The sequence below is a fragment of the Chlorobium sp. genome (genome assembly GCF_021740465.1).
In the GTDB taxonomy this organism is placed as follows: Bacteria; Bacteroidota; Chlorobiia; order Chlorobiales; family Chlorobiaceae; genus Chlorobium.
This window is the reverse complement of the sequence record NZ_JAIOZR010000015.1, coordinates 1-19,807: the sequence shown is the minus strand read 5'-3', so window position 1 is coordinate 19,807 and position 19,807 is coordinate 1. Positions and strand designations below refer to the sequence as shown.

Annotated in this window: 20 protein-coding genes; 1 reads left to right on the top strand and 19 read right to left on the bottom strand. The window is 53.5% G+C overall.

The window, feature by feature from the left end; all coding sequences use genetic code 11:
• Positions 1-38 precede the first annotated feature (38 nt).
• From K9G39_RS07930 to K9G39_RS07840, 19 genes are all read right to left on the bottom strand, one after another.
• Positions 39-500, bottom strand: a complete 462-nt coding sequence (locus K9G39_RS07930) for a c-type cytochrome (protein WP_292004388.1) — start codon at positions 498-500, stop codon at positions 39-41.
• A 66-nt stretch (positions 501-566) separates the two neighbouring features.
• On the bottom strand, positions 567-710 hold the full coding sequence (locus K9G39_RS07925) for a cbb3-type cytochrome c oxidase subunit 3 (protein ID WP_292004387.1): 144 nt from the start codon (positions 708-710) through the stop codon (positions 567-569).
• Complete coding sequence (gene ccoO, locus K9G39_RS07920) at positions 707-1,378, bottom strand: cytochrome-c oxidase, cbb3-type subunit II (protein WP_292004386.1); 672 nt, start codon at positions 1,376-1,378, stop codon at positions 707-709. The genes K9G39_RS07925 and ccoO overlap by 4 nt, the downstream gene beginning before the upstream one ends.
• A 28-nt stretch (positions 1,379-1,406) precedes the next feature.
• Positions 1,407-2,792 (bottom strand): cbb3-type cytochrome c oxidase subunit I, encoded by a 1,386-nt coding sequence (locus K9G39_RS07915; protein ID WP_292004385.1) that lies wholly within the window; start codon positions 2,790-2,792, stop codon positions 1,407-1,409.
• A gap of 229 nt (positions 2,793-3,021) precedes the next feature.
• Positions 3,022-4,086: an S-methyl-5-thioribose-1-phosphate isomerase gene (gene mtnA / locus K9G39_RS07910; RefSeq protein ID WP_292004384.1), complete on the bottom strand. Its 1,065-nt coding sequence runs from the start codon at positions 4,084-4,086 to the stop codon at positions 3,022-3,024.
• A gap of 23 nt (positions 4,087-4,109) precedes the next feature.
• A complete protein-coding gene (locus K9G39_RS07905) occupies positions 4,110-4,931 on the bottom strand; it encodes a purine-nucleoside phosphorylase (protein ID WP_292004383.1) in 822 nt (273 codons plus the stop codon).
• A complete protein-coding gene (locus tag K9G39_RS07900; RefSeq protein ID WP_292004382.1) occupies positions 4,928-6,184 on the bottom strand; it encodes an aminotransferase class I/II-fold pyridoxal phosphate-dependent enzyme in 1,257 nt (418 codons plus the stop codon). Before K9G39_RS07900 ends, K9G39_RS07905 begins: the two co-directional genes overlap by 4 nt.
• A 57-nt stretch (positions 6,185-6,241) precedes the next feature.
• Positions 6,242-6,931, bottom strand: a complete 690-nt coding sequence (locus K9G39_RS07895) for a YggS family pyridoxal phosphate-dependent enzyme (protein ID WP_292004381.1) — start codon at positions 6,929-6,931, stop codon at positions 6,242-6,244.
• Between the two features lie 10 nt (positions 6,932-6,941).
• Positions 6,942-7,433, bottom strand: coding sequence for a peptidylprolyl isomerase (locus tag K9G39_RS07890; protein ID WP_292004380.1), 492 nt, complete (start codon positions 7,431-7,433; stop codon positions 6,942-6,944).
• Between the two features lie 33 nt (positions 7,434-7,466).
• Entirely contained in the window at positions 7,467-8,150 is a 684-nt protein-coding gene (locus K9G39_RS07885) for a tetratricopeptide repeat protein (RefSeq protein WP_292004379.1), read from the bottom strand.
• A gap of 159 nt (positions 8,151-8,309) precedes the next feature.
• Entirely contained in the window at positions 8,310-9,083 is a 774-nt protein-coding gene (locus K9G39_RS07880) for a TatD family hydrolase (protein ID WP_292004378.1), read from the bottom strand.
• The gene (gene lspA, locus K9G39_RS07875; RefSeq protein WP_292004377.1) at positions 9,073-9,579 is read right to left on the bottom strand and encodes a signal peptidase II; all 507 of its coding nucleotides are present in this window, start codon (positions 9,577-9,579) and stop codon (positions 9,073-9,075) included. Before lspA ends, K9G39_RS07880 begins: the two co-directional genes overlap by 11 nt.
• A gap of 24 nt (positions 9,580-9,603) precedes the next feature.
• Positions 9,604-10,512, bottom strand: coding sequence for a shikimate dehydrogenase (locus K9G39_RS07870; protein ID WP_292004376.1), 909 nt, complete (start codon positions 10,510-10,512; stop codon positions 9,604-9,606).
• Between the two features lie 26 nt (positions 10,513-10,538).
• Entirely contained in the window at positions 10,539-11,936 is a 1,398-nt protein-coding gene (locus K9G39_RS07865) for a tetratricopeptide repeat protein (protein WP_292004375.1), read from the bottom strand.
• A gap of 96 nt (positions 11,937-12,032) precedes the next feature.
• The gene (gene uvrC, locus K9G39_RS07860) at positions 12,033-13,931 is read right to left on the bottom strand and encodes an excinuclease ABC subunit UvrC (protein WP_292004420.1); all 1,899 of its coding nucleotides are present in this window, start codon (positions 13,929-13,931) and stop codon (positions 12,033-12,035) included.
• Between the two features lie 97 nt (positions 13,932-14,028).
• Positions 14,029-15,813, bottom strand: coding sequence for a sodium:solute symporter family protein (locus tag K9G39_RS07855; RefSeq protein WP_292004374.1), 1,785 nt, complete (start codon positions 15,811-15,813; stop codon positions 14,029-14,031).
• A gap of 55 nt (positions 15,814-15,868) precedes the next feature.
• The gene (locus K9G39_RS07850) at positions 15,869-16,126 is read right to left on the bottom strand and encodes a DUF4212 domain-containing protein (RefSeq protein WP_292004373.1); all 258 of its coding nucleotides are present in this window, start codon (positions 16,124-16,126) and stop codon (positions 15,869-15,871) included.
• A gap of 256 nt (positions 16,127-16,382) precedes the next feature.
• Entirely contained in the window at positions 16,383-17,435 is a 1,053-nt protein-coding gene (locus K9G39_RS07845) for a hypothetical protein (protein ID WP_292004372.1), read from the bottom strand.
• A gap of 239 nt (positions 17,436-17,674) precedes the next feature.
• Entirely contained in the window at positions 17,675-18,925 is a 1,251-nt protein-coding gene (locus K9G39_RS07840) for a Coenzyme F420 hydrogenase/dehydrogenase, beta subunit C-terminal domain (protein WP_292004371.1), read from the bottom strand.
• 193 nt (positions 18,926-19,118) lie between these two features.
• Between K9G39_RS07840 and K9G39_RS07835 the strand changes: the two genes are divergently transcribed.
• The gene (locus K9G39_RS07835; RefSeq protein ID WP_292004370.1) at positions 19,119-19,625 is read left to right on the top strand and encodes an NUDIX domain-containing protein; all 507 of its coding nucleotides are present in this window, start codon (positions 19,119-19,121) and stop codon (positions 19,623-19,625) included.
• The last annotated feature ends 182 nt before the right edge of the window (positions 19,626-19,807 follow it).

Below are 19,807 nucleotides of genomic sequence, written 5' to 3'. Positions count from 1 at the left end.
GGATTGCTTCCCGCTTGCCGTATTATTAGCAGCAAGCCTTATTTCTTCACGCTCTCCAGAAAGGCTACAAGCTTGTAAATTCGCTCTTTTCCAAGTTGCTGCATGAATGGAGGCATGCCGTTCGGTCTGCCGTTGGCCACCGATTCATAGATATCCTGAGCGGTTGAACCGTATTTCAGTGTGACCGTGAGGTTCGGGCCGATACCACCCGTTGCGTCGGCATTGTGGCATGCGGCGCAGCTTTCGGCGTAGATTGCCTTGCCTTCTGCAATGGCTGCCGGCTGGCCGCTGTACTTGTCGGGAGTCCCTGGGCTCTGGCTCGCCGCGGGAACGGCTTTTGCCATCTCTTCTTCAAATCCCCTGTAAAACGACCAGCCGGAAATCGTCGGCGTAAAGGAAACGATGTACCAGACCAGAAAGATGATGACGCCGAAAAAGAAGAGCAGCCATCCCTTCGGGATGCTGTTGTGGCCCTCTCCGGGTTCTCCTGTATCGTGCATGTTAGCCTCCTGTTGATTTATTGCGGTTTGGTTGCCTTGCAGATTTTTGCCGGATTTCATGCAAGGTTATTCGTCCTGTTCCAGCATGGTATGTTTTGGCCGTTCAACCTGCTGTTTTCTCCCCGGATTGTAGTAATACGCTATGATGCCGGCAAAAACGGCTGCCAGCGATATGGTGAAGAAGAGGTATGCGAGCTGTGAAAAGTTCATTTCGTTGCCTCCAGATTTTTGACGTCACGGCCGAGTTTCTGCAGATAGGCAATCATGGCGTCCATTTCGGTGAGATCCCCACGAAGCTTTTCGGGAGTGACCTGATCGCGGGTCTCTTTCGAGTCGTAATCGGCAGCGGTGACTTTTGCCCTGTAGTCTGCAATCTGCCGCTCTACCTCAGCTGCACTGTAACCATATCCCAGCACCGATATTTTTTTGATCGAATATCTTGTGTCGAGCGGGTTTTCGGCAAGCCATCCGTATGGAGGCATATTGGACTTCTCGAACATGCCCTGTGGACTCTGCATGTGGCGGTAGTGCCACGAGTCGGGGTACTTTCCGCCAATCCTGTTAAGATCCGGTCCGGTACGGCGGGAACCCCAGAGGAAGGGTCGGTCGTAAGCGAACTCTTCAGGTTTGGAATACTCGCCGTAACGCAACACTTCGGTTCTCAGCGGTCGAACGGTCTGGGTATGGCAGTTGTTGCAGCCCTCCCGGATGTACAGATCCCGGCCTTCAAGTTCGATTGCGGTGTATGGCTTTATGAGCGGGCTTACCGGCTGTGTCGATGGCATGAAGAGCGGAATGAACACCGTTACGATGGTTCCGATAAGAATCACCACTGCCGACAGCACAGCAAAAACAACCGGTTTCGAATAGATCCCCATGATAAATGCTCCTTTTAGGGTTGGTTGACTATGCTTCCACTGGCCGTTTTCTGACGGTCATGACAAGGTTGTAGACGAAAATCAGGATACCGATGAAGTAGACCAGACCGGCAGCGAAACGCAACCGGTAATAGGGATAGAGTGAGGTGACCGAGTCGAGGAAATTGTACATGAGCGATCCGTCCGGGTTGGTGGCTTTCCACATCGCTCCCTGCTGGATGCCTCCGATCCACATGGTGATGGTCCAGGTGAGCTGGCCACCGAGAATGAGCCAGAAATGCATGTTGGCGAGCTTGATGCTGTGCAGTTCGTTTCCGGTGATACGCGGGATCATGTAGTAGAATGAGGCCGAGATGACCATGGCCACCCATCCCATGGTACCCATGTGTACATGTCCGACAACCCAGTCGGTATAGTGGAAGAATGCGTTGAGTGTGCGCAGGCCCTGCAGAGGTCCCTGGAGCGTCTGCAGGCCGTAAAAGGTTATGCCGAGTATGAAGAATTTGACGAGATAGTTCGAGCGCATCTGGTCCCAGTTGCCCTGCAGGGTGTAGTAGCCGTTTACGACCGAACCCCATGAGGGAGCGATCAGGAAGATGCTGAAGGCGATGGCAACGGTTTGTATCCACTCGGGAAGCGGGGTGAGCATGAGATGGTGCGCGCCGGTCCAGAGATAGGCGAAGATAAGTGCCCAGAATGAAATGATGGAAAGCCGGTGGCTGTAGATCGGCAGGCCTGTAGCTTTTGGAAGAAAGTAATAGAACATGGCCAGAACCGGTACGGTAAAGATGAACCCCACGATATTATGGCCGTACCACCACTCCACGTTGGCGTCGTTGGCTCCGGCGTAAAGGCTGTAGGACTTGAAGAGGGTGACCGGAACTGCGAGGTTGTTGACGATGTAGAGTACGGCGATGGTGACGGTCATGGCGATGATGTACCAGAGCGAGATGTACATCTGCTTTTCCTGACGTTTGAGGAGCGTGCCGAAGACGTTGATGGCGTACATGACCCAGAGGATAACCACTCCCACATCGAGCGGCCACTCCAGTTCGGCATACTCCCTTGTGGTGTTCATGCCCATGAAGAGGCTCAGGGCGGCAAGGGCGATGGCGGCATTGAAGAGGTAGAGATGGGCAAGAGCAAGTTTGGGAAAAGCAAGAGGGGCGCGGGTAAGGCGCTGCAGAATGTAATAGGATGTGGCGAAAATACCGGCCAGACCGAAGCCGAGGCCAAGACCGTTCGTGTGCACGACCCGCAGCCTGCCGAAACTCAGCCAGGGGGTAAGGTTCAATGCCGGATTGAACATCTCGAAGGCGATCCATAATCCGACTACAAGACCGATAACCAGCCAGAACAGGGCTGAAAATGCGAATCCTCGTACAACCCTGTATTCATATCCTGTTTCGCTCATTTGGCGTTCTCCGGATAGTTGTTGTTCTGGAAAAGGCACATGACAACGATCCCGAAAGCGGTAATACAGAGGATATGACCATCAGGAACGCCGCGTGCCATTCAGCGTATCTTCGGAATCAATGTAAACAGAAAAAACGGTTTAAGCATGGCTTTTTCATAAAAAAAGACCGGAACTGTCTGGTATTCCGGTCTTTTTTTATGGCTGGTTCTTCCTGTCGAAGGGATGCTCAATCGGCAAACAGTTCTCCGAGGCCTTTGACGTAGTTGCCGACGACAGCTTTTCTCTCGGTGATGATGCCCCGGATAAGGGTACCGGGCGTAACGTCGAAAGCGAAGTTCACCACCGGCGTGGTCGGCGTGGCTACCTGGGTGCCGAAAATCGTGCGCAGTTCGTCAGCGTTACGCTCCTCGATCGGTATCTGTGATCCTTCAGACATAGTGATGTCGATGGTGGAGACAGGAGCGGCTATGTAGAACGGGATACCGTGGTGGTTCGCGCTGATGGCATGGGCATAGGTGCCGATTTTGTTGGCCGTGTCGCCGTTGGCCGTGATGCGGTCGGCGCCGACCACTGCGAAATCGATCATGCCTCGCTGCATGAGGATTGCCGAAGAGGAGTCGGAGATGGAGGCGAACGGAATGCCGTCGTGCTCGAGCTCCCATGCGGTCAGGCGCAGCCCCTGCAGGAGTGGACGGCTTTCCGAGGAGATCACCCTTTCGATCAGCCCTTCCTGCCAGGCGAGGCGGATCACGCCAAGGGCCGTACCAATGCCGCAGCAGGCGAGCGTACCGGTGTTGCAGTGGGTCAGCACGTTGAGCTTGCGGGTTTTCAGCACGGCGGCCAGATCCTGTTTCAGTTGCTCGACACCATGACGCGCGATCCTGTCGCAGTTATCGACCTCGTCAGTGTATATCCTGTGCGCTTCATCGGTCATTTTCGCAAAGAGCGTTTCGAGAGAATCCGCTTCGAAGTTTGCGTCATACACACCCTGCATTTTTCTCGTTGCGAAGAAGAGGTTTACGGCCGTAGGGCGGGATGCGTTGACCTCGGCGATCAGCTTGTCGAAGTAGGTCGGGAAGTCGGCCTTGTCTCCCTGATATGCGTTGAGGCCAAGCACGACCGTGTAGCCGGCCGATGCGCCGATGAGAGGAGCGCCTCTGACGGCGAGAGTCTTGATGGCCTCGATGGCCTCCCGGTAATCCCGTGTTTCTACATGGAGCTCCTGCAGAGGCAGGTAGCGCTGGTCGAGGTAGCGGAACGTTCCGTTTGAAAAGGAGATGGCGTCTATCATGCTTTGTAAAGGGATTCTATGGTTTACAGGTTTGCAACGACGGCTTTGAAGATGGCGGTCATTTTCGGCTCCGCATGGTTGGAGACCTCGATGATCTCCTCGATGCTGACCGGCTGCAGGCTGTCGGGGAAGCATTCATCGGTGACGATCGACATGCCGAACACTTCGGTGCCCTGATGGACGGCGGCGATGACTTCCGGAACGGTGGACATGCCGACGACATCGGCACCGAGCATTCTCAGCATGCGGTATTCGGCTCTGGTCTCCAGGCATGGGCCTGAAAGTGCGATATAGACGCCGCGCTGCACCTTTATTTTCTCTTCGAGCGCTACCTGTTCGGCGATGCCGAGGATGCGTCTGGAGTAGGGTTCGCACATGTCGGGGAAGCGGGAGCCCGTTTCAGGATCGTTCGGTCCGATAAGGGGATTTCCGCCGAGCAGGTTGATGTGATCGTCGATCAGCATGATGTCGCCTTTGCTGAATGCCGGATTGAGGCCTCCGCAGGCGTTGGTGATGCCGAGGGTTTTTACGCCGAGATGTTTCATGACCCTGACAGGAAAGACGATCTGCTGCATCGAATACCCTTCATAGAAGTGGAAACGACCCTGCATGGCAACGACTTTTTTTCCGGCCAGCGTGCCGAAAATCAGTTTGCCCTGATGGGTTTCGACGGTGGAGATGGGGAAGTTGGGGATATCACCGTAGTCAAGGGCGAGTTCAACATCGATCTCTTTGGCAAGAGCTCCCAGCCCGGTTCCGAGAACGATGCCTACAGGGTATTCTCCCTGGATTTTCTTGCGGATAAAGGTGACGGCTTCCTGAATTTTTGCCTGCTGAGCGATCATGATCGGGTTGTTGTTTTAGGTTTTTGACGAATAGCGCCGGAGTGCTGCCGGCAGTGGTGTAAAAAATCGTACAGGTCATGGTAAACCCGTTCAAGGGTAGCGGTATCGGGAAGGTAAACTATCCTGAAGTATCCTTCGCCGGGTTGCGTGCCGAACCCCGAACCGTGAACAAACAATATCTGCTTTTTCCTGAGCAGTTCAACAATAAATTCTTCATCCGAGGCAAATGGATAGCGGCTCAGATCGATTTTCGCCATGACATGGAAAGCGCCTTCGGGTGTGCTGCAGGATAGTCCTTCGAAATCGTTGAGCATGCTGACGGTCAGGTTTCGCTGCCGGTGGAGTTTCTCCATAATCGGCAAAAGATAGTCATTTCCCATGGAAAGCGCTTCTGTTATGGCGTACTGCGGTGCGGCGGGTGCACAGAGTCTTGCGTCGGCAAGTTTTCGTAACGCCCCGGAGAGATCTGGCAGGAGGTGGCTGTTGCTTATGGTCATCCAGCCGGTTCGCCATCCTGGCACCATGAAGTTTTTCGAAAGGCTTTCCAGCGTGAATACCGGCAGGTCATTGCCTGCAAACGAGGCGAACGGATGGTGCGAGCCACTGTAGATCAGTTTTCGGTAAACCTCGTCGGCAAGGCAGATGAGCTGGTGTTTCCTGGCGATTTCAGCAATCGCCGCGAGCAGTTCTGCAGGATAGAGCGCTCCTGTCGGATTGTTGGGATTGATGATGATCAGCAGTTTTGTTCTGGAGGTAATCAGGTGCTCGATTTCCTGTGGGTCGGGAAGCCAGCTGTTCAGCGGATCAAGATTGTAGGGTACGCTTACAGTCTCCTGTCGTGCGGCCAATGCCGTGTAAAGCGGATAACCGGGTGAGGGGCATAGTACCTCGTCTCCCGGGTTCAGGAGTGCCGTACAGAGCAGATCGGCAGCTTCGGTCGCTCCCGCTGTAACGATAATCTGCTGATCGGAAGTTTCTATCAGGCGGTTTCCGGCGTCACGGGCAATCGCTTCGCGGGCGGAGGGAATGCCACATGAGGGGGCATAGCTGTGCCGTCCATTCCGGAGTGCCGCAATATACGCTTCGGTAAGCTGCGGTGGCGGTTCAAAGCCGAAAAGCGTCGGATCACCGATATTGAGTCGTGATATCGTTTTTCCTGTGGCTTCATACTCTCCGGCGAGTGCCGCGATGTTCAGGATAGCATAATTATAGTTCCGGACACGCTGTGCGGCATCATATCCAGGATCGTTCAAGGGTGCCATCATAGTTTTCTGCTGCAGGTGTTCCGGCAAGGCAGTAATGAAACAGGCTTACCGCCAGCCGAATATTGCTGTTCCTACACGAATCAGTGTCGCTCCTTCAGCAATAGCGGCTTCAAAATCCTGGCTCATGCCCATGGAAAGCTCCGTAAGAATCGACGGTTCGGGTGCCAGTTCCCTGAGTTCGTCGAGAAGCCGGTGCAGACGGCGGAACTCGTAGCGGGCCAGAGCCGGATCGGGAGATGCTATGGTCATGAGCCCTCGCAAGGTGCAATTCGGGAGCATGAAAAATGACGGAGCCTGTCGGAGCAGTTCTTCTGGTTCGAAGCCGTATTTCGAGGCTTCACCCGAAGTATTCACTTCAAGCAGGTATTCTGCCTCGATGCCGTGCTGAAGGGCACGCCGTGACAGTTCTTCTGCGGTCGAGAGTCGGTCTACGCCGTGAATCAGCGCGACCTTTCCGATGATCGAACGGACCTTGTTGGACTGCAGGTGCCCGATGAAGTGCCATCGGAGAGGTTGATTTTCGAGCAGGGGATCGGACATCTTGTCGAGAAACTCCTGCACATAGCTCTCTCCAAAATCGATCTGTCCCGCGTCGAAAGCCTCTCTGATCTGTTCTGCCTGTTTGGTTTTCGAGACCGCAATAAGCCTGACCGTCGAGGGGTCTCTGTGGTTCTTGAGGCAGGCTGCGTCGATACGCAGCCTGATGGCGGCAAGATTTGCGGCAATGGATTCCATAACCCGGCTCCTATGCCTGTACTGCGGAGGTGATGGTTTTGATGGTTACCGGACTCAGCGGGTTGTCGTTGAAGTCGGTTTCAACGGCGGCAATCGCATCGACGACATCCAGGCCGGTTTCCACAACGCCGAAAACCGTATACTGGCCGTCGAGGTAGTCATTATCGGTATGGTTGATGTAAAACTGGCTGCCGGATGAGGCTTTTTCCGGGTTGTTGTCGCGGGCTGCTGCCAGCGTGCCTTTCTTGTTGGCATGCCGGATCTCTGCGGGAATGCGGTATGACGGTCCGCCTGTGCCGTGCAGCGCGCGTTTTTCGTCATGGCGGGAGAGCGGGTCACCGGTCTGGATCATGAAGTCACGGATAACGCGGTGAAAGCGTATGCCGTCGTAGTAGTTTTCAGTGACAAGTTTTTTGAAATTGTCGCGATGCAGCGGAGTGTCGTCGTAAAGGCTGACCGTGATGTTGCCAAGCGTCGTTTCGATAATGAATGATTCAGGCATGGTTCGGACTGTTTTCTTGTTGATCGGTATGGGTTAACGGCTGCCGGACATCTGCCAGAGCGCTCGCTGGGAGAGTGCGGCTCCGGTTGATCCGGGGTAATCGGCAACGGTTTTTTTGTAGAGTTCAAGGGCTTTTTCCCGTTTTCCGGAGTCAAGGTGATTGTCGGCGGCACTGACAAGGTACTGGGCTTTGAGGGCTTTGTTTTCGGCTTTTTCCGATGCCTCCTCGTAAGCCGAAGCGGCTTTGGCAAACTGTTTCTTTTCCGCCTGACAGGCCCCTGTTCCGGCAAGTACGGCCGCGGCCAGATCCCTGTTTTTCATCGATATGCCTTTATATACGGCGAGGGCCGAGTCCGGTTGCCCAAGCGCGTAGTAGGCGTTGGCCAGAAGCAGCGACGACATCCTGCCGCTCGCGGTGCCACCGTATTTTCCTGAAATGCTTTTCAGTCCGGGGTTGGTCTGTGTTCCGTCAATTGCCTTGCGGTACTCGCCCCGGTCGAGTAGCGGTGCGACATTCGAAAGCTTCAGCGAGGCTTCCTGCTCTGCAGCTTTCTGGTGATTCAGCCAGAAGGCTGTTCCTCCTCCTATTGCGGCAACAAGCACGAGTGCGGCGATCAGTGCGTTTTTATATTTGATGACAATATAGAGGAGGTTATCGGTTGCATCCGGTTTGATTTGTTCCGGGCTTTTTGAGGGCTCTGTTTGCATCTGGGTCATGTTCATGGTGTTCGTTACATTCCGGTTTTACCGGTAGATTGATTGATAGCCAGGCTGTTATGTTCTCTCTATACAGAGGGCCCAACGGTTTGCAACCTACGCAAGTTTGCCTGAATTTCAAAATTGTTCCCTGTTCGCAGCTGTATGCACAGCAATGGATTACACTCCTTCGAGTTTGAATATCCGTGCCGCATTTCCGGCAATGCGCCCGGCACTCTCCTCCAGAGTCATGTTTTTTATTCCGGCTATTGTTTCTGTGACCAGACGGACATTCGAGGGGTGGTTCCGCTTGCCTCTGTATGGCACCGGACTCAGATAGGGAGAGTCGGTTTCGGTCAGCAGGTGTTCGAGAGGAATATTCCGGACGACCTCCGGCAGAAGCGAGTTTTTATAGGTTATCGTTCCGGGAATCGAAATCGCGAAACCGAGCCGGATGCAGCGGAGGGCGATTTCGCTGTCGCCGGAAAAACAGTGCATGAGACCGCGCATCGAGGAGTGTTGTTCCTCTTCGAGAATGGTCAGAAGATCTTTCCAGGCTTCACGGCAGTGGATGACGACCGGAAGGTCGAGGGTCCCGGCAAGGTGCAGCATGGCGCGGAACGCTTCCTGCTGCTGGAGGGGATTGCAGTCAGGGTAGTGATAATCGAGACCTGTTTCTCCGATGGCCACAACTTTTCGTGAGCGAGCCAGTGCGGCCAGTTCGTCGAAAATACTCTCGGAAAGTTGCTGTCCGATTTCGTGCGGATGCAGGCCGACGTTGGCATAGACCATCGGGTGTGCTGCAGCAAACTCGACGGATTTTCTGCTGGATTCCACATCGATTCCCGGATCGACAAGGAGCGTCACTCCCGCCGCGGTCATTTCACGGATGATTTCCTCCCGGTCAGCGTCGAAATCGGGAAACGAGAGATGGCAGTGGACATCAACGAACATGGTTTTCACCGGAAGGGAGGTGTTCGGGAAAAATCCTGCCGTGCAGCAGGATAAGGATGCAGGCCCCAATGGTGATGGCTGAGTCAGCGATATTGAAAATCGGCCAGAGCGCTACCCATGAACCCATGACGAATCCCTGGTAGAGATCGAAATGGATGAAGTCGATAACCCTTCCCAGAGTGAGACGGTCGATGAGGTTGCCGATGCCACCTCCGAATATAAGGGCAAAAGGGAGCAGGAAAAGGGTGTTGCGGTTTCCGGATTTCACGACATAGAGTACGATGAAGAGCGATATGGAGCCGACCAGCAGGATCATGACCATTTGCGGTGCGAACTCGACGCCGAAGGCGATGCCGTTGTTTTCCGCATAGGTCAGTTTCAGCCATTCACCGATGATCGGGATGCTCCCTTTTTCACGGAGAAACATGACGGCAAGTTTTTTGGTGAACTGGTCGAACAGCACAACAATCGAGGCTAAGGTAAAAAACCACTTCATGGTCGGTGCAGGGTTATCGTAAGGTTACAGGAGTTCATCAGGGCTGCCGGGCGGTTTCGATATAATACGGAGCAGTTCGCTTCTGATTGCATCAACAGGCATCGCTGCGCCGGTCCAGAGGGAGAATGCCCGTGTCGCCTGTCCGAGGAGCATTTCGATGCCGCTGATGGTTTCGGCCCCGGCCTGTTCCGCAGCGGCGAGCAGCGGCGTTCGCAGAGGATTGTAGACCATGTCGTAAACGATATGGCGGCTGTGCAGCAGGTTTTCTTCGAGCGGCACGATGCAGCCTGTGTCGTCGCCGGTTCGTCCCCTGGTGCCTATCGGTGTCGCGTTGACAACCACGCTGCAGTTCCGGAAATATTCACGCGTGTGGTTTTTTCCGCAGTGAAGATCGCTCAAAAGACAGATCGAGACCCGTTCCTTGTGGAGATAGGGTTCGAGCATAAAAAGCGCCTTGAAGATATCCCTGACGAAGAGGTAGATGACCGATGGGCGGAAAAAACGCCTGAACGCCTCGATAGCGGCCAGCGATGCGCCTCCCGAGCCGAAGATGCAGACCGGACGGCCTTCGATGCGGCTCAGGAATGGAAGCAGGGGGGCTGCGAAGCCCCCGATATCGGTATTGTGTCCGGTAAGTTTCCCGTCGGTATTGACGATGGTGTTCACTGCCTGTATGACAGCGGCATCCTCCGTCAGTTCGTCGAGCAAGGGAACGACATCCTTTTTATAGGGGATGGTGACGTTGAATCCTGCGATGCCGAGAGCGCGAGCGCCGCGAAGCGCATCGTCAAGAAGTCCGGGTACTGCAATGTCGAAAATCGTATAGACATAGGGGAGCCCAAGCAGTTCGAATGCGGTATTGTGAATGAGCGGAGACCACGAATAATCCACGTTCCGGCCGATAAGGCCGAGGATTTGCTTTGAAGGCTTCATGCAGCGCGGTGTTCGGTCCGGAGGGTTCAGGAAATACCAAGCATTTTTCTTACGGCATCCTGCTGGTAGAGTTCCGGGAACGTGCTCTGGAAAAGCTGCTTTTTATCAGGGTCGATCTTGAATGCTTTGCTGAGTGCCTTGAGCGTACTGAGTTTGTCTCCCATGGCGAAATACGCCGCGGCGATTTCGAAGTGGGCATCGGCCGAATATGGCTGCAGCTTCAGCGACTGCTGGAGCGCATCGATGGATTCGCCGAATTCGCCGTTTTCCCTCAGAACCATGGCATAGTCGAGCCATATCTGGGAATTATCGGACTCGAGAAGGATGATTTCCCGGTAAGTTTCCAGAGATTCGGCAAGCCTGTTGAGATTGTAGGCTATTTCGGCTTTCAGCAGAAGAAATTCGATACTGTCGGGCAGGATGCGCAGTGCCTCCTCAACCGACACGGCAGCCTCTTCATACTGTTCAAGGGCTTCATAACAGCAGGCAAGCGCAAACCATGCATCTGAAAAATCGTTGTTCACCTCAAGACAGCGCAGGTAGAAAGCGGTTGCCTCTCCGTACTCCTCGAGCTCTTCGTAAGCTATACCGAGATTGTAGAGGGCATTGATGTCGTCTGGCTCGTATTCAAGGGTTTTCAGATAGCTTTCGGCAGCCTCCTCTATTTTTCCGGTAATTGCCAGCACATTGGCGCGGTTGTACCATGCCGAACTGAAGTCGTCGGCAATAGCCAGCGCAAGGTCGTAGGATTCGAGCGCCTCGTCGTACCGTTTCAGTTTACTGAGCACAAGACCACGGTTATACCAGGCATTGATGTTGTAGGGGTCGGCGTCAAGCGCTTTATCGTAACACTCGACGCTCTCGTCGAGTTTGCCGAGAATATCCCTGCAGTAGGCAAGTTCGTACCATGCGTCGGAAAACGCGGGATCGATGCGAAGACTTTTTTCGAAATCGATTTCCGCTTCGACAAACCTGTCTTTCCTCTGGAGCACGATACCACGGTAATAGTGGAACTCGCGTTCTATCGAGGAATCCACGAACACATCCTCGAAAATATCGAGCGCTTCGTCGAAACAGCCGGTATTGAAATAAGCGAGGGCAAGGTTCAGCTGCATTTCACCATCGGCAGGACTGAGAAGCACCGCTTCGCGAAAAGCATCGAGAGCTTCGCTGAACTCACCGTTGAGCGTCAGGCAGTTTCCAAGGTGAAACCAGGTTTCGGAATTGTATGGAGCGATGAGTTCAACGCGTCGGGCAACCGTGAGCGATTCCTGAATAAACCCGTCCTCATTGAGCCGGATGATCAGCTCGATCAGCTCATCGGCATCGTATCTTGAATCGAGATCGTCAAGGTCGGGTGGCTCTTTACGTGACAACCCGGATGCATCTTGACGGCCATCATCGAAAAAATCGGGCAGGTTCATAGACAGTCGGAAAGAGTTTCAATTATCATCAGGCGTACCATTTGGTAAATATAACAGAATTTTATTAAGAACAACATTTGCCGGGGTTCCGGCGTTTTACCTCGTGAGCTCCTGGGGATGATAGAAGAGGTATATTTTTTTCGCTGCGCTTTTTCCCGCGGCTGCCTCCAGTTCTTCAGGCAGGAGCGAGGCGATACGTTCTACGGAACCAAAATGTTTTAGCAATTTCTGTGCCGTTTTTTCACCAATGCCGGCTATAGAGGTGAGTTCTGTCTGCAGGGTTCTCTCCCGGCGGAGTTGACGGTGGTAGGTTACGGCAAAACGGTGGGCTTCGTCACGCAGCCGCTGCAGAAGTTTCAGTGCCGGAGAGGTTTTCGGCAGGTTGAAGGGGTCTCGGGCATGGGGCATGAAAATCTCTTCAAGACGTTTGGCCAGTCCGATAACCGGGATATCGAGACCTGCCCGGGTCAGTACGGCAGATGCGACATTGACCTGCCCTTTTCCTCCGTCGACGACAACAAGATCGGGGAGTGGCAGCTCTTCGCAGAGAGAACCGCTGTACCTGCGCGTCAGTACCTCCTGCATTGCGCCGTAATCGTCCGAGCCTGCAACGGAAGTGAGCCTGAACTTCCGGTAATCGGATTTTCTGGGTTTACCCCCGACGAAGCAGACCATGGAGCTGACATAGTCGGTACCCTGAAAATGGGAGTTGTCGAAGCATTCGATCCGTTCAGGCATTCTCGCAAGTCGCAGCTGTTTTCCGAGATCGAGAACTCCCCCATGTTCGCGTGCAGCTTCTCCTCGTTTCTGCTTCTCGATGAGGTACTCCTCAAGATGGTGGGTGGCGTTGCGCCGGCACATGTCGAGCAGATGCGCTTTTTCTCCTATCTGCGGCACCACGAGCCGGACGACGGTTTTTCGTCCCTGTTCGTCCTGTTTTTTTGCGGCCAACAGCGTTTTCAGGGCTTCCTCCTCTTCGGGGGGCAGCGGATGCTGGAAAAGGATTTCGTCCGCAATTGCGTCAATGGTTTCGATATAGTATTTTTCGGCGGCTTTCGAAAGAAGAGTGGATTCGGTTTCCCCACCGGTGTTGTTCATGTAGATGCGTCGGGAGCCGAGCAGCTTTCCTTCGCGGATTTTAAAGATCACCGCGCAGGCGTCGTCCTGCCCGGAGGCAAGCGCGAATACGTCACGGTCAACACCGTCAAGGCTTACTACCTTCTGTTTTTCGGTATAGCGCTTCATGCTTTCAAGCTGGGAACGGATCTCCGCAGCGGCTTCGAATTTCAGCTCGCCTGCCAGTGCATGCATTTTCTCCGTGAGCGAACGGATCATGCCCGAAGTCCTGCCTTTGAGCAGCCTGACGATCTCCCCGATCATTTCCAGATACTCCTTCTCCGGCTGGAGCCCTTCGCAGGGGCCTTTGCATTTATGGATGTGGTAGTCGAGGCAGACCCTGAATTTTCCTGCCGCTATATTCTCTTCGGTCAACCGGAGTTTGCAGCTTCTCACGGGAAAGATGGATCCGATGAGATCGAGTATGGAACGGAGTTGGCCGGCTTCGGTATAGGGACCGAACCATGTCGAACCGTCGCGCCGGAGCTGACGGGTAAGGAATATCCGTGGAAACGGCTCGTTGGTGATGACCAGATAGGGGTAGGTTTTGTCGTCCTTCAGGTTGACGTTGTAACGCGGCCTGAGCTCCTTTATCAGGTTGTTTTCCAGGATGAGGGCTTCCACTTCCGACGAGGTGATGATCACTTCGAGGTCGGCGATGTGGCCGACCATCACAAGGGTTTTTCCATAGAGCTGCCGGGAATCGCGGAAATAGGAACGGACCCTGTTGCGCAGGTTTTTTGCCTTGCCCACATAGATCACCTTGCCGGAACTGTTCCGGAACTGGTAGACTCCCGGCAAGGCGGGCAGGTTCGCCAGCTTGTCGGCGATGCCGTTTTTTACGGTTTTGTTCAGGGTATGGTTATGGTGCTCTGTCATCATCGGCGGTTCTTTTTCCTGTTCGCAAAAGGTAACAATAAAAAAGGCGCGGTTGGTTCCGCGCCTTTTTTATTTGCAATGCCATAGAGAAAACCGCTCAGTGAGCCGATGCCTCTCCGGCTCCTTTGGGGTATCTCAGGCTGTCGACCAGCTCCTGGATCTCCTGGGGAGGTGCAGGGGTGATGCGGGAAACGACAAAGCTCACGGCAATGTTGATCAGCATGCCGACCGTTCCGATGCCTTCCGGCGAGACTCCGAACCACCAGAATTCAGGCTTGTTCATGTCGGGGCTGATGAACTTGAAGTAGACGATGTAGGCCGCAGTGAAAATCAGGCCGGAGAGCATGCCGGAGATGGCACCCTCCTTGTTCATTCTCTTGGAGAAGATGCCGAGAATGATGACCGGGAAGAAGGACGCCGCGGCAAGACCGAAGGCGAAGGCAACCACTTCAGCCACGAAGCCCGGAGGGTTGATGCCGAAGTATCCGGCAATCACGATGGCCACGCCGACCGCGATGCGGGCAAACATCAGTTCGCTTTTCTCGGTGATGTTCGGATTGATCTGCTTTTTGATCAGATCGTGCGAAACCGAGGTCGAGATGACCAGCAGGAGACCTGCCGCCGTCGAGAGCGCTGCGGCAAGACCGCCTGCAGCCACCAGTGCGATCACCCAGTTCGGCAGGTTGCCGATTTCCGGGTTGGCAAGCACCATGATGTCCTTGTCGATATAGAGCTCGTTGGAGTTGTCCGTGGGCTTGTTGGACATGAGCATCTGGCCGTACTGCCCTTTTTCCTTGGTGATTTCAGCTTTTTTGCCTTCAAAAGGGTCTCCGCCTCCGGCGTTCTTGCCGGTGTACTGGATTTTGCCGTCGTTGTTTTTGTCCATCCAGGCAAGCAGACCGGTTTTTTCCCACTTTTTGAACCATCCGGGCATGTCGGTGTAGCTGTTGTTGCTGACGGTCTGGATCAGGTTCAGGCGGGCGAAGGTTGCGATTGCCGGCGCCGTGGTGTAGAGCAGGGCGATGAAGATAAGCGCCCACCCGGCGGAGATGCGTGCGTCACGGACTCTCGGTACGGTGAAGAAGCGGACGATAACATGCGGAAGACCGGCGGTACCGACCATGAGGGCAAAGGTGATCGCAAACACGTCGATCATGGGTTTTGAGCCGGTAGTATAGGCTGCAAAACCGAGTTCGGCATGCAGGTTGTCGAGCTTGTCGAGCAGGAACACTCCATCGGCGCCTGAGCCGCCCATGCCGAGCTGCGGGATGGGTGTACCGGCGATGATCATGGAGAGAAAGATGGCGGGAACCATGTACGCGAAAATCAGCACGCAGTACTGGGCAACCTGGGTGTAGGTGATGCCTTTCATGCCTCCGAGTACAGCATAGAAGAAGACGATGCCCATGCCGAGCAGGATACCGGTGTTGATATCGACTTCGAGGAAGCGGGAGAACACCACGCCGACACCGCGCATCTGGCCTGCAACATAGGTGAAGGAAACGAAGATTGCGCAGATAACAGCCACCGTACGCGCTACGTTTGAGTAGTAACGGTCACCGACGAAGTCGGGAACGGTGAACTTTCCGAACTTTCTCAGATAGGGGGCGAGCAGAAGCGCGAGTAGTACGTAACCGCCCGTCCAGCCCATCAGGTAAACCGAACCGTCGTAACCCATGAAGGAGATGAGACCGGCCATCGAGATGAATGATGCTGCCGACATCCAGTCCGCAGCGGTTGCCATGCCGTTGATGATAGGCGGAACGCCTGCGCCGGCAACGTAGAATTCTTTTGTAGAGCCTGCTTTGGCCCATATCGCAATTGCGATATAGATCAGAAACGTAGCCCCTACGATGATATACGTCCACGTTTGTACATCCATAGTGGTAATACTTGTTAAGGTTGAAAAAAAAATAGCTGAAAACGGTGCAGGTACATCACTCCTCACGGACATCGAATTTTCTGTCGAGGCTGTTCATCAGGGCGACATAGATGAAGATAAGCAGGACAAAAATGTAGATCGATCCCTGCTGGGCAAACCAGAATCCGAGTTTGAAACCGCCTATCTGGATCGCGTTGAGCGGTTCGGCAAGCAGGATGCCGAATCCGTAGGAGACCAGAAACCAGGCGACAAGCAGCCCGATCAGGTAGCCGAGGTTGATTTTCCAGTACTCCTGGAGTTTTGCTTTTTCCATGGTTTGAAATGTTTAAAAATTACAAGGACAAGTGCGTGCAGAGAGAAAGGAACCTGTTTATTAAAGTTACAGAAAAAAAAAGATGGTAAAACGGTAATTAATAATTGTTACAAACTTTTTACGCACCACGTTTTTCGGAACCTTGCAGATCTTCTTCACACTTTTTCGTTTTTTATGACGGAAAAGCGTTTTGTGACGGGGGGAGTTAAAAAAAAAGCCGCAGTTGCCTGCGGCTTTTTTGAGAGGCAAGCTTCGTTTAGAAGGTTACCGTTGCAATGAGCTCGGTGCGAAGTCTGCTGTAGTCGTAGTCTGCTCCTAAGAAATTATCGCTGTAGGCCAAGTAACGGACAGTCGGGGTGAGGCTGAAGGAACCCATGGCCGACTCGTATACATTGTACTTGTACTGTGCCCACACGAAGTAGTTGTCGTAATCGGTTGTTAATGCGCCAGGAGTATTGTCATCGGTGTGGCTGTAGTCCACCCATGCGGTGAAGGCGCCGATTTCTCCTTTCAGGCGTAACAGGTAGCCGCTGTAGTCTACAATGTCATCATCGCAGACGGTGTAAAAGCCGCTGACGCCGATTTTTGCATCTCCGGCAGGAACTGTCAGGTTAGCGCCGAAGGTGTGCGGTGTAATATCGTTATACATGCCGTCGCCGTCGGTCAGCATGATCAGCGCCTGGGGCTCGAAGGTCACTTTGCCGATGTTGGTTTTGTAGCTGAGGTGCAGCGCGTAGCCGTCGTTGAACATGCCGTCACCTTCCAGCGCGGAGTCGTCATCGGAATCCTCGTTGAGCAGAACCAGAGTTGTGTTGAGTTCACCGCCGCCGATCTTGGTGCCGTAGTTCAGGCCCAGCACGCGGTCCATGAAGACGGTCGCCACCGGAATGTCGAGAGGAGCATCTGGCGAGAGGGCGAGGTCGAAGATCGGGTTGTTGACACTGTTGAGAGGAAGGCGGCCCATCATGTAGTGGCTGTTCTCCATCATACGGCCGAAGTAGAAGTTCGAGAACTCGATGTTGGTGTCTTCGAGGTTGTCGTTCAGGATTGTCCAGCCGCCAACAGTGTTGTCGGTGGTGAGCATGGCCTTGAAGAAGTAGCCACTGCCCATATCGGCGGCCGCTTTCAGGCGTACACGGTAGGCGAAGGTGAGATCGTCTTCATCATCTTCCATACACAGCCATTCGGTATCCGTGAACTGGCCTCTGAGGCGGATCGAAGCGTCGCCGCTGAACTTGACTTCTGCAGATGCAGGCGATGCGTAGGCAAGCACCGCAAACATGGCTGCAAGAGAGAGCATTTTTTTCATTGTGTTTTCTCCGTTAGGTTATGTGTGTGTGTATTACTGACTGGAAAATCAGCTGGTCTGCCTTTTTCGGCAGGGGCCAATGCAAAAAAAGAACAAGTGTGGTTTTTAATAAACTCTATGTTACTAAAATATCATAAAAAGAACAACTATTGTGTTTTTTTTATAAGTAATAACTGTTTCCGATGAATGATCTACTATATGGTTATATAATAATTGTTACTAACCGGAAATCCAAATTTTCATTTTCCGGTAAAGGGGGGCAAATTATCGAAATCGCTCACGTTATACTGTTTTACCAGATGATGGATGTGTTCCGGCACAAGGATATCGAGGCGCTGGGGGGTGTAGTGCCGGACGAAGAAGTAGTTTCGCAGGGCATGGATGTCTATCGAATACCTGGCGAACTCGATACCTCTGGGACCTTTTCTTGCCTTGAGGGCACTGAGCAGTTTGCCGAAAACAACCGGCATCGAGCGACGGTCGCCCAGCAGGTGTGGTTGCAGGATAGGGCCGATTGTCGGCTGTATTGACGCCTTGACGGCCCCGAAGCTGTCACCGCTGCCGGTTTCAGGTGAAATGGTCAGGTCGCTTCGTACCAGGTCGATCAGTTTCTCTCCTTTTTCCGTTCTCAGCATGACCCACTGCAGTTTTCCATCCGGCGTATAGGGCGCTCCGAAATAGCCTACCGTGACATCGGCAAGGCTGTTGATGTAATCGAAACAGCTCATGCAGCTGTTCGAGAAAACTCCTACTTTAAGCACTGCCGCCGGAAGGCTGAAAAACGGGATTTTCTCGATTCTGCCGGTCGAGTGCACGATGTGCACCTTGTAATCCTGCATGAATTCGAAATTCATCACGGTATCCGGTGACCGGCTGATATGGCGGAAAACCCACTTGAGGTGTGCAGGTTCGAGGTTGTCGGTACAGGGAATGCCCACGACGTGCAGTTCGACATCCTTGAGATAGGGGTGGGTTGCCGCAAAGTCCCTCAATACGTGAACATGACACGACGCGCCCACAACCATGAGCTTTCTGACCTTTTTTTTCCATGCAGTATGCAACGCCTGCAGCACAGGTGAGAGTACAGGTTTGTTTCCCCGTGCTTCATGAATCTCTTCTGCAGATGTGGCGAGGACGGCTTTTGGCTGGAACGTGCTGCCCTGCAACGTTACTACCCCGTCAACAAGTCCGCTCTGGAGGGCTTTTGTTGAAATTGCGGTTATGATACCGCTCCACTGGGCGCCTTCGAGCGGTTTGTTCATGACCGCGTTGAATCGGTCGAGGGATATGCCGAAGCGGAGCTCATCTTCGTTCTGAACGTTTCTTGTTCTGCCGAACACTCTCTCTTCATGCTTTCCAAGCCAGCCGGTATTGAACACGCAGCTCTCAAGGCTTTCTCCGGTAGGCCAGGCATTTCCCATGCAGAGCCCGCAACGGCTGCACAGCGGGTCGTTGAATTGCGGGTTTTCAAGTTTCGGTGGTGGATTCATAGAAGAGAAGGGCATACTGGAAAAAAATAAAGGGGAAAATAGGGATTCTCTGTCGAGACTGCAACTGAATAGCTTTCCCCTGCGCCGATTATTTTGTTTATTGAATTGCCTTGTGAACGCACAGCGGGCTCTTATTCGTTCATTGGTGCCCGGATTTTCATTGTTAATTGGCAAATATTATTTATACCCGGTTATGTCGAAGGTTACTCTAAGAGTCAGTGCCATCTGTGTTCAGGATGACCGGGTGCTGCTTATCGAGCACAAGAGTTTCGCTCCTGAAGATCCTTCCCTTCCAGGCCGTTACTGGATTCTTCCCGGTGGCGGAGTGGAGCACGGGGAAACCCTTGATGAGGCGCTTATGAGAGAGATGAAGGAGGAGACCGGTCTCGACTGCAGCATCGGCCCTCTTCTTTTCATCAAGGAGTTGCTCTATCCTTTTCCGGGTTCGCTGGACCCGGGCAGCCGACATCATTCCGTTTCGCTCGGGTTTTATTGTGAGGTGACCGGAGGTGAGCTGATAACCGGCAGAGACCCGGAGTACAGCGATGACCAGCAGATGATCATTCAGGTACGGTGGATTCCGTTCAGGGATCTGCACGAATTCGAGCTCTACCCGCCATTTCTTAGGCAGTATCTTTTAACCCGCAGGGAGAACGGCTATGCGGATGCGGTTCCGGAGCTTTTCGACTCGATGCAGTGAAATCGGTAGCCGGTAGTCAGTAGTCAGTAGTCAGTAGTCAGTAGCCGGTAGTCAGTAGTCAGTAGTCAGTAGTCAGTAGTCAGTAGTCAGTAGTCAGTAGTCAGTAGTCAGTAGTCAGTAGTCAGTAGTCAGTAGTCAGTAGTCAGTAGTCAGTAGTCAGTAGTCAGTAGTCAGTAGTCAGT

Excerpts from the sequence above, each read along its gene's own strand:
- K9G39_RS07930 (WP_292004388.1), bottom strand. The coding sequence starts at position 500 with ATGCACGATACAGGAGAACCCGGAGAGGGCCACAACAGCATCCCGAAG.
- K9G39_RS07925 (WP_292004387.1), bottom strand. The coding sequence starts at position 710 with ATGAACTTTTCACAGCTCGCATACCTCTTCTTCACCATATCGCTGGCA.
- ccoO (WP_292004386.1), bottom strand. The coding sequence starts at position 1,378 with ATGGGGATCTATTCGAAACCGGTTGTTTTTGCTGTGCTGTCGGCAGTG.
- K9G39_RS07915 (WP_292004385.1), bottom strand. The coding sequence starts at position 2,792 with ATGAGCGAAACAGGATATGAATACAGGGTTGTACGAGGATTCGCATTT.
- mtnA (WP_292004384.1), bottom strand. The coding sequence starts at position 4,086 with ATGATAGACGCCATCTCCTTTTCAAACGGAACGTTCCGCTACCTCGAC.
- K9G39_RS07905 (WP_292004383.1), bottom strand. The coding sequence starts at position 4,931 with ATGATCGCTCAGCAGGCAAAAATTCAGGAAGCCGTCACCTTTATCCGC.
- K9G39_RS07895 (WP_292004381.1), bottom strand. The coding sequence starts at position 6,931 with ATGGAATCCATTGCCGCAAATCTTGCCGCCATCAGGCTGCGTATCGAC.
- K9G39_RS07890 (WP_292004380.1), bottom strand. The coding sequence starts at position 7,433 with ATGCCTGAATCATTCATTATCGAAACGACGCTTGGCAACATCACGGTC.
- K9G39_RS07885 (WP_292004379.1), bottom strand. The coding sequence starts at position 8,150 with ATGACCCAGATGCAAACAGAGCCCTCAAAAAGCCCGGAACAAATCAAA.
- K9G39_RS07880 (WP_292004378.1), bottom strand. The coding sequence starts at position 9,083 with ATGTTCGTTGATGTCCACTGCCATCTCTCGTTTCCCGATTTCGACGCT.
- lspA (WP_292004377.1), bottom strand. The coding sequence starts at position 9,579 with ATGAAGTGGTTTTTTACCTTAGCCTCGATTGTTGTGCTGTTCGACCAG.
- K9G39_RS07870 (WP_292004376.1), bottom strand. The coding sequence starts at position 10,512 with ATGAAGCCTTCAAAGCAAATCCTCGGCCTTATCGGCCGGAACGTGGAT.
- K9G39_RS07865 (WP_292004375.1), bottom strand. The coding sequence starts at position 11,936 with ATGAACCTGCCCGATTTTTTCGATGATGGCCGTCAAGATGCATCCGGG.
- uvrC (WP_292004420.1), bottom strand. The coding sequence starts at position 13,931 with ATGACAGAGCACCATAACCATACCCTGAACAAAACCGTAAAAAACGGC.
- K9G39_RS07855 (WP_292004374.1), bottom strand. The coding sequence starts at position 15,813 with ATGGATGTACAAACGTGGACGTATATCATCGTAGGGGCTACGTTTCTG.
- K9G39_RS07850 (WP_292004373.1), bottom strand. The coding sequence starts at position 16,126 with ATGGAAAAAGCAAAACTCCAGGAGTACTGGAAAATCAACCTCGGCTAC.
- K9G39_RS07845 (WP_292004372.1), bottom strand. The coding sequence starts at position 17,435 with ATGAAAAAAATGCTCTCTCTTGCAGCCATGTTTGCGGTGCTTGCCTAC.
- K9G39_RS07840 (WP_292004371.1), bottom strand. The coding sequence starts at position 18,925 with ATGAATCCACCACCGAAACTTGAAAACCCGCAATTCAACGACCCGCTG.
- K9G39_RS07835 (WP_292004370.1), top strand. The coding sequence starts at position 19,119 with ATGTCGAAGGTTACTCTAAGAGTCAGTGCCATCTGTGTTCAGGATGAC.